This window comes from Streptomyces sp. NPDC045955 (genome assembly GCF_056430805.1).
On sequence record NZ_JBWKKY010000008.1, the window covers coordinates 347326 to 362973 of the forward strand.

General features: G+C 72.2%; 15 protein-coding genes. 5 read left to right on the forward strand and 10 right to left on the reverse strand.

Annotated features, from left to right (window positions below; all coding sequences use genetic code 11):
* Positions 1-376 precede the first annotated feature (376 nt).
* Positions 377-1813 carry a multinuclear nonheme iron-dependent oxidase gene (locus tag AC07F0_RS19385; RefSeq protein ID WP_478980346.1) on the reverse strand — a complete coding sequence of 479 codons (1437 nt, stop codon included), beginning with the start codon at positions 1811-1813 and terminating at the stop codon, positions 377-379.
* Between the two features lie 202 nt (positions 1814-2015).
* Between AC07F0_RS19385 and AC07F0_RS19390 the strand changes: the two genes are divergently transcribed.
* Positions 2016-2555, forward strand: a complete 540-nt coding sequence (locus tag AC07F0_RS19390) for a potassium channel family protein (RefSeq protein ID WP_478980348.1) — start codon at positions 2016-2018, stop codon at positions 2553-2555.
* 13 nt (positions 2556-2568) lie between these two features.
* Here the strand turns inward: AC07F0_RS19390 and AC07F0_RS19395 are convergent, their stop codons facing one another.
* The 3 genes from AC07F0_RS19395 to AC07F0_RS19405 all read right to left on the reverse strand — a co-directional run bounded on the left by AC07F0_RS19395 (position 2569) and on the right by AC07F0_RS19405 (position 5568).
* Positions 2569-3015, reverse strand: a complete 447-nt coding sequence (locus AC07F0_RS19395; RefSeq protein WP_478980350.1) for a DUF7144 family membrane protein — start codon at positions 3013-3015, stop codon at positions 2569-2571.
* A 68-nt stretch (positions 3016-3083) separates the two neighbouring features.
* Entirely contained in the window at positions 3084-3845 is a 762-nt protein-coding gene (locus AC07F0_RS19400) for a peptidyl-tRNA hydrolase (RefSeq protein ID WP_478980352.1), read from the reverse strand.
* A 202-nt stretch (positions 3846-4047) separates the two neighbouring features.
* A complete protein-coding gene (locus AC07F0_RS19405) occupies positions 4048-5568 on the reverse strand; it encodes an FAD-dependent oxidoreductase (RefSeq protein WP_478980354.1) in 1521 nt (506 codons plus the stop codon).
* 86 nt (positions 5569-5654) lie between these two features.
* On the opposite strand from AC07F0_RS19405, the gene AC07F0_RS19410 reads away from it, so the two are divergent.
* Both AC07F0_RS19410 and AC07F0_RS19415 read left to right on the forward strand, forming a co-directional pair.
* A complete protein-coding gene (locus AC07F0_RS19410; RefSeq protein WP_478980356.1) occupies positions 5655-6083 on the forward strand; it encodes an ArsR/SmtB family transcription factor in 429 nt (142 codons plus the stop codon).
* Complete coding sequence (locus AC07F0_RS19415; RefSeq protein ID WP_478980358.1) at positions 6080-6565, forward strand: SRPBCC family protein; 486 nt, start codon at positions 6080-6082, stop codon at positions 6563-6565. The genes AC07F0_RS19410 and AC07F0_RS19415 overlap by 4 nt, the downstream gene beginning before the upstream one ends.
* Before the next feature lie 28 nt (positions 6566-6593).
* On the opposite strand, the gene AC07F0_RS19420 is transcribed toward AC07F0_RS19415, so the two are convergent.
* The 6 genes from AC07F0_RS19420 to zapE form a co-directional block, all read right to left on the reverse strand.
* Positions 6594-7478 carry a PPK2 family polyphosphate kinase gene (locus AC07F0_RS19420; protein ID WP_478980360.1) on the reverse strand — a complete coding sequence of 295 codons (885 nt, stop codon included), beginning with the start codon at positions 7476-7478 and terminating at the stop codon, positions 6594-6596.
* An 86-nt stretch (positions 7479-7564) separates the two neighbouring features.
* Positions 7565-8950, reverse strand: a complete 1386-nt coding sequence (locus AC07F0_RS19425) for a PhoX family protein (protein WP_478980361.1) — start codon at positions 8948-8950, stop codon at positions 7565-7567.
* Positions 8951-9040: 90 nt separating this feature from the next.
* Complete coding sequence (locus AC07F0_RS19430) at positions 9041-9922, reverse strand: slipin family protein (protein WP_478980363.1); 882 nt, start codon at positions 9920-9922, stop codon at positions 9041-9043.
* A gap of 169 nt (positions 9923-10091) precedes the next feature.
* The gene (locus AC07F0_RS19435) at positions 10092-11582 is read right to left on the reverse strand and encodes a SulP family inorganic anion transporter (RefSeq protein ID WP_478980365.1); all 1491 of its coding nucleotides are present in this window, start codon (positions 11580-11582) and stop codon (positions 10092-10094) included.
* An 8-nt stretch (positions 11583-11590) separates the two neighbouring features.
* Positions 11591-12172 carry a carbonic anhydrase gene (locus AC07F0_RS19440; RefSeq protein ID WP_478980367.1) on the reverse strand — a complete coding sequence of 194 codons (582 nt, stop codon included), beginning with the start codon at positions 12170-12172 and terminating at the stop codon, positions 11591-11593.
* 707 nt (positions 12173-12879) lie between these two features.
* A complete protein-coding gene (gene zapE, locus AC07F0_RS19445; RefSeq protein ID WP_478980369.1) occupies positions 12880-13980 on the reverse strand; it encodes a cell division protein ZapE in 1101 nt (366 codons plus the stop codon).
* Positions 13981-14017: 37 nt separating this feature from the next.
* Between zapE and AC07F0_RS19450 the strand changes: the two genes are divergently transcribed.
* Positions 14018-14833, forward strand: coding sequence for a pyrimidine reductase family protein (locus AC07F0_RS19450; protein ID WP_478980371.1), 816 nt, complete (start codon positions 14018-14020; stop codon positions 14831-14833).
* Between the two features lie 287 nt (positions 14834-15120).
* Complete coding sequence (locus AC07F0_RS19455) at positions 15121-15594, forward strand: hypothetical protein (protein ID WP_010034099.1); 474 nt, start codon at positions 15121-15123, stop codon at positions 15592-15594.
* The last annotated feature ends 54 nt before the right edge of the window (positions 15595-15648 follow it).

The following is a 15648-nucleotide window of genomic DNA, read 5'->3' on the forward strand; positions in this document are numbered from 1 at the left end:
GGTACGGCACCGCACGCTAATGGGCTTCAGGTGCGGAGTTGACATGTTACTGCGGGGTCTACGTCAACTTCCGTACAGGGGTGAATCATTGCATCAGGGGCAGGGCGGGGCGATCGCTGCACGCGGGCCGAGGGACCCGCCGGGGCAAAGAGGTGCAAAACATTCCATGGTTCCGGGCGGGCGAGACCCGGCTGTGAACCCCGGCACACTCGCGTGCGGACGGGCGAGACCGGGTGACCAGCCCACCCGGGTCCTCAGGGCCACCGGGACGCCGGCGCGGTGGTGTGGCCACGGGCCCGCGTCCTCGGCGGCTGCGCGGCCGCCGCCGACGTGGTGCCGAAGGGCGAGGCCGTATCGAGGAGCTGACGTCCCCGGCTCAGCGCCGGAGCAACACCTTCCGGGTGGCGCGGGCCAGCCGACGGACCGGGCGCCGCGAGCGCGGCGCCGGTCCCGACCGCTCCAGCCACCACTCCCGCAGCTCCCGCCGCGCCGCGGCGTCCCCGGGCCGCCCGGCGGACAGCAGGTGTTCGGCGAAGGTGAGCGCGTCGCGCCGGTAGCCGCCGGTCATCGGCTGCGTCTGGGCGTACGCGACGAAGGCCGTACGGTAGTCCGCCCCCAGGATCTCCGGCAGCTCGGGCGCGACCTTCGCCACGACGTCCGCCCGCTTCGCGGCGAGCGCCCGTGCCTGTACGCCGACCCGCACCCGGTCGAACCCCTCGGGCACGGGCGTCCCCGCGACCAGCGCGGACAGCAGCGCGGCCTGAGCGACCCCGAGCCGCTGCCGGGCCTCGTCGGTGCCCCGGTGTTCGGGCCGGCCGGTGGCGCCCCGTGTCGCCCCGGCCGCCCCGGTCTCATGGCCCCGCGGCGGCGCCCCGTCACTGCGCGCGGGGGCGCCGGCGTGGACCTCGCTCCAGTCGGGCGCTGTCCCCGGCCGCCCCGCGGCGATCGCGTGGCCCGCCGCGCGCACCTCCGCCTTCACCCGCTCGACGGCCCCCGCCTCCACGGCCCGCCGGATCGAGGCCAGCTCGGCCTCCAGCTCCGCCGGTTCCGGGAAGTTCTCGTCGCGTTCCAGCAGGACCCCCGGAGGGGACACGCGGGACGCGAGGTCGGTCAGGATGTCGAGGACCGGCCGGGGGACGGGGTGGGCGTGGCTGTCGTGCCAGACGCCGTCGCGTTCGAAGCCGCCGGCGACATGGACGTAGGCGATGGCCTCCAGGGGCAGCTCGGCCAGGGCCTTGGCCGGGTCCTCGGCACGGTTGACGTGGTTGGTGTGCAGGTTGGCCACGTCGATGAGGAGCCGGACGCCCGTGCGGTCGGCGAGCTCGTACAGGAACTGGCCCTCCGTCATCTCCTCGCCCGGCCAGGAGATCAGCGCGGCGATGTTCTCGACGGCCAGTGGCACCGGCAGCGCCTGCTGCGCGATGCGCACGTTCTCGCACAGCACGTCGAGCGCGTCCCGGGTCCGGGGGACGGGCAGCAGATGACCCGCCTCCAGGTGCGCAGTCGCCGTCAGGGAACCACCGGCCCGTACGAACGCGATGTGCTCGGTGACCAGCGGTGAGCCCAGTGCCTCCACCCGCTCGGCCAGCGCGGCCAGACGGCCTTCGTCGGGCCGGTCCGCACCCCCGAGGCCGAGCGAGACGCCGTGCGGCACCACGGTGACGCCGCGCTCGCGCAGCCGCCGCAGCGACTCCGGCAGATGCCCGGGGCAGACGTTCTCGGCCACCGTCTCGACCCAGTCGATGCCCGGCATGCGCTCCACGGCGTCCGCGATCTCCGGTCGCCACCCGATGCCCGTCCCCAGTCGCTCCATCGTCCCCTCCTCCGCACCGCCGGTTCCTCGAACGTGAGGGGGGTATGGCCCAGCCGCCCGCCCTCGAACCCCGCCGGGGGCGCCTTCAGAGGAACATTTGAGGTTCGGGCCGCCGACGGCACCGGCTCCACAGTCGGCCGCCGGCCCCACCGACGGAGGCACCGGGGTCGCGCCACCTCCTGAAGCGTCGTAGACCGGACGCATGAGCGATGGCAACGAACAGGTGGCCCCGGCCTCGACCCGGTGGGTGTGGGCCGCTGCCGGGGGACTGGTGGCCGCCGTCGGAACGGCCTATTTCCTGCTCCCGCTGGAGGGCCTCGGCGACGACCGCGCCTGGCTGGGCTGGCCGCTGTTCGCCCTGTGCCTGGGGCTGCTGGCCACGCTGCTGCTGCGCCAGGTGCGCGACGTCGTGCTGGAGAAGCCGGACACCCGGCCGGGCGTCATGATTCCGCTGCTGATGTGCCTGGCCGTGCTGGTCTTCTCGTCGGGGTACTACGCCCTCGCCCAGCAGCCGGGCCAGTTCACCGGCCTGAGCACCCGCGCCGACGCGCTGTACTTCACCATTGTCACGCTCGCGACCGTCGGCTACGGGGACATCGCCCCGAGCGGGCAGGAGGCCCGCCTGGTGGCCGTCACTCAAATCCTGTACACGTTCGTCTTCCTCACGGCGGGGGCCACCGCGCTCTCGCGCCGGCTGCACGCGGTGGTCGCCGCGCGCGACCGGCGTCCGCCGCGCTCCTGACCCGGACGGCTCGTCACGCCGCGCGGGTGGAGCGGTAGTTGAACAGCGACCACAGCACGAACAGGCCGGTCAGGATCATGATGATCGACCAGAACGGCTGGTACGGCAGCCACATGAAGTTCGCGATCAGCGCCAGCCCGACCACGACCGCGCCCACGACCCGGGCCCAGGCGGCCCCGGTGAACAGGCCGAACCCGGCCGCCACCACGAGCACACCGACGATCAGGTGGATCCAGCCCCACGCGGTCAGGTCGAACTCGAAGACGTAGTCGCCGAAGCTCGTGTACACCTCGTCGTCGGCGATGGCCGTGATGCCCTGGAGCACCGCGAACAGGCCGTAGACGACCATCAGGGTTCCGCCGAGAGCGAGACCCCCGGTCGCCAGGGGGTCGCCGGGGCCGCCGGGCGTCCGGTCGTCGGGGGCGGGCGGAGCGGGGGGAGGGGGCGCGGCGCTGGTCATGGCTGCCTCCTGGTCGGTTTGTCTGGTAACCCCACTGGAGCACCCGGCCGCGACCGGCGCGCCTGCGGCTACGCCGGACGGGTGACCGCCGGGCCGTCCGGAGCGTACGGCTCCCGGCGCAGCGCCGGGTGGTCCGCGACCACCGTGCACGAGCCGGGCGCGATCTCCGTGAACCCCGCGTCGCGGACCAACGGCAGCCCGCTGCCCGTCAGTTCGGGCCAGCGGTCCGGGTCGGCCGTCCGCACGGCGAGCGGGAAGCCCGCGTCGTGCCAGGCGGCCCGCTCCTCGTCGGGCAGCTCCCACCAGGCCAGTTGCGCGGCGTGTCCGGCCTGGGCCATCGCCTTGCCCGCCGACATGCCGAGGTCGGGGTTGAGCCACAGCACCGGAGCGGCCGGGTCCGCCTCCACCGGCGGTTCCGCGTCGTCCAGGTCGGTGCCGGAGACCTGGAGGCGGGCCAGGTCCTTGGGCCAGCCGTCCAGCGGGACCGGCGGGAAGACCCGCACCTCGGCCGCCTTGCCGGTGACCGTGATGCCGGGCAGGGCCTCGGCCCGCCGCCACTCGGCGCCGCGCGCCCGCCGCACCACCTTGCGGATCCGCGCGTCCTGCCAGTCCCGCACCGCCCGCGCCCACGGGCCGTCGCCGGCCGACCGCTCGTCGCTGAGGATCGTCAGCACGGCCCGCGCGGCCGTCTCCAGCGCGTCCGTGCGCGCCGGCGGGTCCGCCCGCTCGATCCGCACGACCAGCGGCAGCACGAACTGCGGCGCCGTGTCGCGGTCCGAGGGCTCGGAACGGAAGGGGCTGTCACTCACGGGCGTCGGGTCTTCGCTCACGCATCCCAGTGTGCCAGCCGGAAGATCGTGGAGGATGGGGCCCATGCGACCCGACCTCTGCCTGGAGAACGCAGGCCGGCGCTACGGCCTGCGCTGCCCCTGGGTGTTACGTGGTGTCGATCTGACGGTGGCCCCGGGCCGGCTCGTCCGCGTCGAGGGCGGCAACGGCACCGGCAAGTCGGCTACGGGCGTCATCCGGCCGTCAGATGTCCCGCTGCTCCAGCGGCTTGGTCGCCGGGCCCTGGATCACCTTGCCGTCCGTGTCGAAGCGGGAGCCGTGGCAGGGGCACTCCCAGGCGCGTTCGGCCGAGTTGAAGGAGACCAGACAGCCCAGGTGGGTGCAGCGGGCGGAGACGGAGTGCAGGTTGCCGTCGTCGTCCCGGTAGACCGCGAGGCGGTGGTGCCCGTCGGCGCGGACCACGGCGCCCTCCCCGGGCGGCAGGGACTCCACCGGTGGCGAGGGCCGCAACCGGTCCCCGACGAAGTGGCCGGCGACCTTGGCCTGGGTCTTGAGGAACGACGGCGCCTCCCGCACGGCGGGCTTCAGCCGGCGCGGGTCGTACAGCCCGCTCCACTCCCGGTCCTCGCCCTTGATCTGCGCGGTGAGCAGGCTGCCCGCCATGATGCCGCCGGTCATGCCCCAGCCGCCGAAGCCGGTGGCCACGTAGGCGTGCCGGGCGCCCGGGTGCAGCGGGCCGACCATCGGCACGGTGTCGGTGGGGTCGATGTCCTGCGTGGCCCACCGGTGCGTGACCGCCAGGTCCGGGAAGTGCTCGGTGGCCCAGGCGGTCAGATGCCCGAAACGGATCCGTGTGTCGCCCGTGCCCGGCGTGAAGTGTTCGCCGGTGACCACGAGCAGGCGCCGGTCGCCCGCGGCGGGCGCGGTGCGCACCGAGCGGACGCCCTCGTCGGGCGTGATGAACATGCCGTCCGGGTCCTGGTCCGCGGGGATCGTCCCGGCGACGACCAGCTCGCGGCGCGGTGACAGCCGGGCGAACAGCAGGGCCCGGTCGAAGATCGGGTAGTGCGTCGCGACGACGACGTCCCGGGCCCGCACCGTCGCCCCGGTCCTGGTCGACAGCCGGCACGGCTCGCCCTCGTCCAGGCCGAGGACCGTGGTGTCCTCGAAGATCCGCCCACCGTGCTCGACCAGGTCGGCGGCGAGGGCCAGCAGGTACTTGCGGGGGTGGAACTGGGCCTGGCCGGTGACCCGGACCGCGCCCGCCACCGGGAAGGGCAGCCCGGTCTCCGTCACGAACGAGGCGGGCAGCCCGGCCTCGGCCGCCGCCCGCGCCTCGGCGCGCAGCTCCTCCACCCGGCCCGCGTCCCGGGCGTAGGTGTAGGCGCTCCTGGCCTCCCACTCGCAGTCGATGCCCAGTTCCCCGGCGATCCCGGCCGCGCGCTCGATGGCCTCGGACTGCGAACGGGCGTACAGCCGCGCGCCCTCGGGGCCACGGGTGCGGCGGAGCTTGTCGTAGACGAGTGTGTGCAGGGCGGTGACCTTGGCGGTGGTGTGCCCGGTGACCCCGGCCGCGACTCGCCCGGCCTCCAGCACCGCCACGCTCCGCCCGGCCCGCGTCAGTTCCCACGCCGTGCTCAGTCCTGCGATCCCGGCGCCGATCACCGCCACGTCGACGTCCAGGTCCTCCGTCAGGGCCGGATGACGGCCGTCCGGTGCGGTCTCCATCCAGTACGAGCTGCTGACCTGCTGCTTCTCGCTCATGAGCCACCGAGTACCCCCGACTGACCGGCTTCAGCATCCGGTGTGCCGCTTTACAGAAGGGATCGGCAGGGCTAACGTACAACCAAATGGTTGTAGAAGTGGATGAGCTGAACGACGAGACGGTGGACCGGCTGTTCCACGCCCTGGCCGACGCCACGCGCCGGGACATACTGCGCCGCTGCGTGCGCGGGGAGCTGTCGGTCTCGCGGCTGGCCGAGGCCTATCCGATGAGCTTCGCGGCGGTGCAGAAGCACGTCGCGGTGCTGGAACGGGCCGGCCTCGTCAGCAAACAGCGCAGCGGACGGGAGCAGCTCGTGCGCACCGACCCCGACGCGGTGGGCCGCGCCCGCCAGGCCCTCGACGAGCTCGAGTCGGCGTGGCGCGGACGCGTGGACCGCATGGCCCGGCTGCTCGCGGAGGACCCCGGCAGGCAAGAGCCGGAAGAGCCCGGCATCGAAGCACCGGGAGCTCCCGGTACCGAAGAGAACGACACCCCGGAAGGATCCCGCAGATGAGCGTCACCAGTGTCGACAAGGACCTCGACAACCTCACCCTCACCCTGGTCGCCGACTTCGCCGCCCCCGTGGAGCGGGTGTGGCGGCTGTGGGCCGACCCCCGGCAGCTGGAGCGCTGGTGGGGGCCGCCGACCTATCCGGCGACCGTGGAGGAGCACGACCTGACACCCGGCGGAGAGGTCACGTACTTCATGACCGGCCCGGAGGGCGACCGCCACCGCGGCTGGTGGCGGATCACCTCGGTCAGCGAGCCGACCTCCCTGGAGTTCACCGACGGCTTCGCCGACGACGACGGAAAGCCCAAGGACGACATGCCGACCACGTCCGTGACCGTGCGGCTCAGCGAACACGGCGGCGGCACCCGAATGGAGATGCGTTCCCTCTTCGACTCCCGAGAGCAGATGGAGCAGCTGGTCTCCATGGGCATGGAGGAGGGTCTGAAGGAGGCCGTCGGCCAGATCGACGCCCTGCTGGCCGCCTGACCGCCCGGATCAGGACCGACCGCCCCGGTCAGGACTCCCGCAGCAGCCGTTTCCGGCACTCCGCCACGTCGAAGTCCGGCTCCGGATACCGCGGATCCAGCTCCCGCAGATGCTCCAGGAGCAGCGTGCTGACCGCCCAGTTGCGGTACCACCTGTGGTCGGCGGGGACCAGGTACCAGGGCGCGTACGAGGTGCCGCAGCGCTCCAGGGCCCTCTCGTAGGCGTCCTGGTACGCGGGCCACAGGGCGCGGTCGTCGATGTCGGAGGGGGCGAACTTCCAGCGCTTCTCCGGCTTGTCGAGGCGCCTGAGCAGGCGGCGGCGCTGCTCGTCGTAGGAGATGTGCAGGAAGCACTTCACCAGGGTCACGCCGTCGTCCGCGAGGGACCGCTCGAAACGGTTGATCCGCTCGTAGCGGCTCTCGACCACGGCGCGTGGCGCGAGTTCCCGGACCCGGGCGACCAGCACGTCCTCGTAGTGCGAGCGGTCGAAGATGCCCAGTTCGCCGGGGAGCGGAAGCGCCTTCTCCACGCGCCACAGGAAGGAGTGCGCGCGCTCCTCGGCGGTCGGAGCCCTGAACGCCGTGATCCGGCAGCCGGCCGGGTTGAGCAGCCCGATGACGTGCTTCACCGTGCCGCCCTTGCCGCTGGTGTCCATGCCCTGCAAGACCAGCAGGACGCGGCGCCGGTCGCCCGCGGTGCTCGCCGCCCACAGCCGTTCCTGAAGTCCGGCCAGCCGCTCGCCGATCCGGGCCGTGGCGGCCTTGCCTGCGGCCTTGCCGTCCGGGCCGCCGGGGGTGGCGGCGGCGTCGTGGCGGGACAGGTCGACCGGCTCACCGCCGGGGAGGCGCAGCCGCTCCCCCAGTGAGGCCCCGCGCGCGTCCCCGTCCTGCTTCCCTCTGCCCTTCTCCGTCACCGGGCCCCCTTCCGGTCCTGTGCCTCGATCGTCCGCCGGGGCGCCGGGTCGCGCATCCGGCGCCCCGGACGGGAGCGGAGCCGCGCTTACCGGCGCCAGGGACCCGTCACGGCGAACGTGGTGCCGGGGGTGTAGCAGTTGACGTACATCGTGTCGCCGTCGGGCGAGAAGGTCACCCCGGCGAACTCGCCCCACTCGGGCTCCTCCGGGGTGCCGATGTTCTGCCTGCCCCGGGCCATCGGGTACACCTCGCCGCGCCGGGTGACGCCGTAGACGTGCTGGGCGCCGTTGCCGTCCTCGCAGACCATGAGGCCGCCGCTGGGCGCGAGGCAGATGTTGTCCGGCGACTCTCCCGGCAGCTGGACGTCGGTGTCCGGGCCGAAGACGATCACCAGGGTGAGCCGTCGCCGGTCCGGGTCGTAGCGCCAGATCTGCCCGAAGTGGTCGGCCGCCGACCCCTCCGCGCTGCGGGCGAACGACGACACGAAGTACACCGACCGGCCGCCCCAGTAGCAACCCTCCAGCTTCTGCGCGTGCGTGATGCCCCCGCGGCCGAAATCCTGGAGCCGGATCGGGGTCTGCGCCGCCTGCGGATCCGGTACGTCCACCCACTCGATGCCGTCGAACTCCGCGCCGATGTCCTGGATCGAGGACAGGTCGGGGACGCCGGGCACGCGCATGGCCTGGAGCCGGCCGCCCGCGCGCAGCGAACCCCGCCCGCCGAGCGGCCTGTCCGGCAGGAAGCGGTAGAACAGGCCGAAGGGCTTCTGGAAGGCGTCCTCCGTCTCGTACACCACGCCCCGCCGGGGGTCGACGGCGATCGCCTCGTGCTGGAAACGGCCCATCGCCGTCAGCGGCACGGCTCCCGTGCGGTGCGGGTCGGCCGGGTCGACCTCGAAGATGAAGCCGTGGTCCTTGGTGTAGCCGTTGGTGCCCGCCCTGTCCTCGGTCTCCTCGCAGGTCAGCCAGGTGCCCCAGGGGGTGGGGCCGCCCGCGCAGTTCACGGCCGTGCCGGCGATCGCGACGCGTTCCGACAGGACGTGGTTGCGGGAGTCCAGCGTCAGGGCCGTGCAGCCGCCCTTGCCCGCCGGGTCGTAGGTGAGGCCCTCGACCGTCGGGACGGGGACCCTGCCGTCGGCGCGGTTCTCGTGGTTGCGGACCAGATGGACACGACCGCCTCTGCCCGCGAAGGCCGACATGCCGTCGTGGTTGGAGGGGACCGCGCCCTCGCCGGAGCGCAGCGGATCACCCTCGCGGGACAGGACCCGGTAGCGGAAGCCCTCCGGCAGGTCGAGCAGGCCCTTCGGGTCGGGGGCGAGCGGTCCGTAGCCGCCGCCGTGGCCGAGGTCCTGGGCGGCGGCGGTGCCGGCGAAGAGTTCGGACAGGGCACCGGAGAACGCGATCCCGACGCCCAGGGCGCCCGTCCCGGCGAGTACCTGACGTCGTGTGGCGATACGACTGGATTCGGTCATGGGGAAACCTTCCTGCTGGCGGACAGGAACTGTGATCCCGCTGTGTCTATCACCTGCTGCGAGTCGCGGGAACCACGCGCGTAGCGTGGCTCACTGCTCGACCGCGCGCCGCAGCTCGTCGATGGCCTGTTCGGTCGTGTCGACGGGGTGGTCCGCCGGCGCCGGTGCCGACCGGTCCCCCTCCTGGTCGGCCCCTTCCTGGTGGCCCGGCTCCTGGTGACCCCTCTCCAGGAACCGCAGCAGCTCCACGGGGATGGGCAGCACCAGCGTGGAGTTCTTCTCCGCCGCCACGGCCATGACCGTCTGGAGCAGACGGAGTTGGAGCGCGGAGGGTGTGTCGGCCATCTGCTGGGCGGCCTGGGACAGCTTCTTCGAGGCCTGGTACTCCGCGTCGGCGTTGATCACCCGGGCCCGACGCTCGCGGTCGGCCTCGGCCTGGCGGGCCATGGAGCGCTTCATCGTGTCCGGCAGGGACACGTCCTTGATCTCCACGCGGTCGATGGTCACGCCCCACTCCACGGCCGGACTGTCGATCATCAGCTCCAGGCCCTGGTTGAGCTTCTCCCGGTTGGACAGCAGGTCGTCCAGTTCGCTCTTGCCGATGATCGAGCGCAGGGAGGTCTGCGCCATCTGGGAGACGGCGAAACGGTAGTCCTCGACGTTGACGACCGCGGCCGCCGGGTCCACGACCTTGAAGTACACGACCGCGTCGACCCGCACGGTCACGTTGTCCCGGGTGATGCCCTCCTGGGCGGGCACCGGCATGGTCACGATCTGCAGGTTGACCTTACGCATCCGGTCCACCGCGGGGACGATCAGGTTGAACCCGGGCCGCCGCACCTCACCGTGCAGCCGCCCGAGCCGGAACACGACCCCGCGCTCGTACTGCTTGACGACCCGCGCCGCCGAGGCCAGATACACGAGCGCCCCGGCTCCGGCCGCCACCACCGCCCCGATCAGCTCTTCGACCATGTCGACCTCCCCGTCCAGAGGTCCCGATTCGTCTGTTGCTGTAACGATATGCCTGGAATCGAGCCTGGGGCCATGCCCGAGGAGCCGGGCCGTACACGCGAAGGTCCGGGGCGCGCCGCTGGGGCGTGCCCCGGACCAGGGGGTGTCGGAGTGGGGTCCGGCTACGTCGCTACGCGGCCGTGACCTTCTCGGCCTCCGGTGCCGGTTCCGGCTCCGTGACCTTCACCGGCTCCGTGCCGGTCGCGCTGTGGCGTTCGGCCCAGCTCTCCAGGGCCGTGCGGCAGGCGTGGTCGAGGTGGTGCAGACCCGAGAGGTCCAGCTCGACCGGGCGGTCCTGGGGCAGGCTCTCCAGGTTGTCGAGGATCTTCGGCAGCCGCAGGAACGTCGCGTTGCCCGACAGGTACGCCTGGATCGGACCGGCGCCCTTGTCGATGACCTCCAGCTTGACGTGCGAGGCCTCCCAGGCGGTCTTGACGACCGACAGGGCCAGACCGATCAGGACGCCCTCGAACATGTTCACCGCGACGATCGACACGGCGGTGACCACGAGGATCAGCGCCTCGCCCTTGTGGGCCCGCCACAGCGCCACGACCTGGCGGAACGGGATCAGCTTCCAGCCCGCGTGCACCAGGATGCCGGCGAGGGCGGGCAGCGGGATCAGGGCCAGTGCCCACGGCATCGCGGCGGCGAACAGCAGCAGCCACACGCCGTGCAGCACACGGGACGCCTTGGTCTTCGCACCCGCGTTGACGTTCGCCGAGCTGCGGACGATCACCGCGGTCATGGGCAGCGCGCCGAGCAGACCGCACACGGTGTTGCCCGCGCCCTGGGCGATCATCTCCTTGTTGTACTGGGTGCGCGGACCGTCGTGCAGCCGGTCCACGGCCGCCGCGCTGAACAGGCTCTCCGCGGAGGCGATCAGCGCGAACGCGATGATCGTGCCCCAGATGGCCGGGGCGGCCAGCTGGCTGAGGGCCTCGGTCCCGGGCGGCTGGATGACGCCGAGGAGGCCCTCCACCTCGACGGTGGCGACGGGCAGATTGAAGGCGAGCGTGGCGAGCGTGGCCAGGACCACCGCCGCGAGGGCGCCCGGCACGGACTGCACGGCCTTCGGCAGCTTCTTCCACAGCACGATGACGGCGATGGCGCCCGCGCCGATGGCGAGCGAGGTCATGGCCTCGGTGCTGCCCAGGGCGTCGGTGAACGCCCCCGGCAGCCCCACGATCTTGCCGATGCCGGACTCCGGGGCCTTCAGGCCCGCCGCCGCGTAGAGCTGCCCGGCGATGATCACCAGGCCGATGCCGCAGAGCATGCCCTCGACGACGGAGACGGATATCGCCCTGAACCAGCGGCCGATGCCGAGGAAGCCCATGGCGAGCTGGAGCAGACCGGCCATCAGCACGATCACACCGAGCGCGGCCACCCCGAACTCGCTGACGGCCTCGAAGACCAGCACGGTCATGCCCGCGGCCGGCCCGGACACCTGGAGGCTGCTGCCGCGCATGACGCCGGTGACGAGGCCGCCCACGATGCCGGTGATCAGGCCGAGTTCGGCCGGGACGCCGGAGGCGACGGCCACGCCGATGCAGAGCGGCACGGCGACGAGGAAGACGACGATGGAGGCGAGGAAGTCCTGCCTCAGGTAAGGGAACTTGGTCATGGTGTCCCTCACAGGGTCTCGAAGGTGTCGGTCTCCGCCTGGTGCTGCCACACGGTTCCCGTGTGCACTTCGTAGAACCATGCGTGCAGGCCGATGCGGCCCTCCGCCAGTCGGCGCTCGATGCACGGGTACGACCGCAGTCGCAGCACCTGGGCGAGGACGTGGTTCTGCACGGCTTCGGCGACCGTCGGGTCGGCCGGGTCTTCGCACTTGGGCTCTTCGGCGGCATGCGCGAGCCAGTCGCGCACCGCCGGTACGGCGTCGAGGTCGTCGCCCCGGACCACCGCGCCCACGGCACCGCAGTGCGAGTGGCCGCAGACCACGATGTCCTTGACGCCGAGCACTTCAACGGCGTACTCGATGGTGGCCGCCTCGGACGTGGGGTGCTCCAAGGCGTACGGCGGGACGATGTTGCCCGCGGTGCGCAGCTCGAAGAGCTCGCCGGGCCGGGCGCCCGTGATCAGGGCCGGTACGACCCTGGAGTCGGAGCAGGTGATGAACAGGACGTCGGGGGACTGGCCCTCGGCGAGGCGAGCGAACTCCTCAGGGCGCTGTCCGAACGTGCGGGCGTTGTCGATGAGGGGCTGCATGAGTGTGGTGACTCCTCCTGGCGCGCAGTGGGGGCGCGTCGGACGGGCATGACAGAGGTGGGGGGAACTGCTCTGTTCCTCAGCAGCGGAAGACTTGAAGTGCTGCCGGAGTGTGCGACGTCGAGGATCTCGACGTGCGTTCGTGCGCGACGCCGGGTGTGGCCCGGTCCGGTGCTGTCGGCGGGATGTGCCTGAGCAGGTGCCGATCGGGCGCCGAGGGCCCGGAGTCGGTGATGTGGAACCGGACGCGGGTCCGCAGGGGGCCGGTCGGGCCTCCGTGGTGTCCGGCGCGGCAGGTCGCGATCTCGTCGCGCAGAGCCTTCCCGGAGAGCTTGGTTCCGGGGCGCGAAGACTTGCCGGAGGGTTCAGTTCCGGGCTGAGCCTTGGCCTCGACTTCACTGGGCGTGTGCGCTGATGCGAAGGATGACGTCGGTGCGAAGAACTGGAGGGCGAGCAGGACGGCGGCGAGGAGCGAAACCACGGTCCGTGCCGTCGTACCTCGGTACATGCGCCCCCCTTCAGTTGATTCGCACGTCTAGCACTGACCAACACTTGGTCAATGCCTGGTCAAGAAACACGTTAACCCTGCAAGGCCGTTTGCAGGGTTAACTTAACGTTTCAAGCTGAAGAGAGCCTGAAAACCGCAGGTGGGCTGGCTTGAACTGCACCTTGTCCCACGGTGGTTCGGCGCGATATGGGGGTTGTGGTTACCGGGCGTTCGCCAGCTTGCCCGCGTCGCGGGCCAGGGCGGTGAGCCGGGAGATGGCGCGGAAGTACTTCTTGCGGTAGCCGCCGTTCAGCATCTCCTCGCTGAACAGCTGGTCGAAGGGCACTCCCGAGGCCAGCACGGGCACCTCACGGTCGTAGAGCCGGTCCGCGAGGACGACGAGCCGGAGCGCCGTCGACTGGTCGGGAACCGGCCGTACACCGGTGAGGCAGACGGCCTTGATTCCGTCGGTCAGGGCGCCGTACCGGCTGGGGTGGACGCGGGCCAGGTGTTCCAGGAGGGGCGAGAATGCGTCGAGGGACGCGCCCTCGGTGGCGTGCGCCGCCTTGGTCACCTGTTCGTCGGAGTGCGGCGGCGGCGCCTCGGGCAGGCCGCGGTGGCGGTAGTCCTCGCCGTCGATGCGCAGGGCGCGGAAGTGGGCGGACAGTCCCTGGATCTCGCGCAGGAAGTCGGCCGCGGCGAAGCGGCCCTCGCCGAGCTTGCCGGGCAGCGTGTTGGAGGTGGCGGCGAGGGCGACGCCCGCGTCGACGAGCTTGCCGAGCAGGGTGGAGACCAGGACGGTGTCGCCGGGGTCGTCGAGCTCGAACTCGTCGATGCACAGCAGGCGGTGGCCGGACAGGGTCTGCACGGTCTGCTGGAACCCGAGGGCGCCGACCAGGTTGGTCAGCTCCACGAAGGTGCCGAACGCCTTGAGCGCGGGCTCGGCCGGGGTGGCGTGCCAGAGGGACGCCAGCAGGTGGGTCTTGCCGACGCCGTAACCGCCGTCGAGGTAGACGCCGCGTGGGCCGGCCGGGGCCTTCTTCGGCGCCCTGCCGAACCCGAACAGCCGCCGCTTGCCGGAACCGCCCGTTCCTTGGTCGAGGCCTGCCGCGAAGCCCTCCAGGATCCGGACGGCCTCCGTCTGGCTGGGCTGGTTCGGGTCCGGGATGTACGTGCTGAACCGCACGGAGTCGAACCGCGGCGGCGGCACCATCTCGGCGACCAGCCGATCCGCGGGCACGTGCGGCTCACGGGCGCACAGCGAGAGCGGGGCCGCGTCGGCTATCGGGCCGGTTCCGGAAGGGGCGGGAGAAGGAGACACGGTTCACCATGCTACGGCGCGTGGAACACTGCACGGCATGCGACGTCTGTTCCCTGTGACCGATGAAACAGCAGCTCCGGACTCGGGCGGGAGGCCCGGGGAAGAGGATCGCGGCGGGGCCGGACGGGAGTGGAGTCTGGCCGAGCTGGCCGCCGCGTACGCCTATCCCGCGGCGGAGCCCGGCGGGCCGCTGCCGTGGCTGCGCGCCAACATGGTGTCCACGCTGGACGGGGCCGCCCAGTACGACGGCCGTTCGCAGCCCATCTCCAGCAAGACCGACATGCGGATCTTCGGCACCCTGCGGGCGCTGGCGGACGTCGTGGTCGTCGGCGCGCAGACGGTCCGCCAGGAGGGCTACCGGCCGGCACGCGCGCGTGCCGAGTTCGCGGAGCTGAGGGAGGCGGCCGGGCAGGGCCCCGCTCCCGCGATCGCGGTGGTCTCCGCCAGCCTGGACCTGGACTTCTCACTGCCCCTGTTCACCTCCCCCCTGGTGCCTACCCTGATCCTCACGGGAGCCTCGGCCGCCCCGGACCGGGTCGCCGCCGCCGAGAAGGCGGGCGCCCGGGTGGTCACCGCCGGGGACGGCATCGGCGTGGACCCGGCCCTCGCCGTCCGGGCCCTCGCCGCCCTCGGCCACACCCGGCTGCTGACCGAGGGCGGCCCGCGGCTGCTCGGGCAGCTGGTGGCGGCCGGCGTGCTCGACGAGCTGTGCCTGACCGTCTCCCCGCTGCTCACCGCGGGTAACGCGCAGCGCATCGCCGGGGGGCCCGCCGTCACGGTGCCGCAGCGCTTCAGGCTGGTGTCGATGCTGGAGGAGGACGGCTTCCTGTACACGCGGTACGGGCGGTCCTGACGTACTGAAACACGCGGCACGGGGTAAAGGTCTCGGCGTCCGGGATGCCGAACCGGCCGGTAGGCCCGGAATCGGTACGGTGGTCGCCGCCGGTCCGGCCCGCCGGTCCGGCCCGGTCCGGTCGGCCGGTCCGGTCATCGTCGGAATGTGTCGTTCCGTTTGGTTTCGGGAGGGCACACTGGATCCGGCAGTGCCCGTGCGACCACGGGGCAGGATGGTTTCCGCAGGGCCGCGGCGGCCCACGGAGGAGTGGGGCCGCAGGCCCCCGGGAGCAGAAGGGGCGCCTGGTGTTCACAAGCGTATTGATGATCGAGAAGGCCCTGACGTCCGCCGACGTGGAGTTCGTCACGACGTTGCACGGGGAGGAGCCGGTCTCCTTCCAGGTGCTGCTCCAGCCGCGCGGCGAGCAGGCGGACCGGCTGCTGCGGGCCATCGACGACGTCGCTCTCGGCGAGCTCGACGAAGCCGTCCGCGAGGGGGAGACGCCGGAGGGCGAGGAGGCGCTGAGTGTCGGGCAGCGGGCTCTGGAGGTCTCGCTCGCGGCGCTGCGGGCCTCCGGGAGCGGGGCCGAGGGGCGGCTGATCGAGGATCATCCGCTGGACGCGCTGAAGTCTCTGGTGGAGGAGGTCGGCGCGGACGAGGTCATCGTGCTGACCGACCCCCATTACGTGGAGGAGTTCTTCCACCGGGACTGGGCGTCGAGGGCACGGCACAAGGTGGGGGTGCCGGTGCTGAAGCTGTTCTCGCACAGCAAGGCGTAGTGCCTGGCGCGGTGCCGCGCGCTCCTGAAATAGGCTGTGGGCGCTAACCGTCCT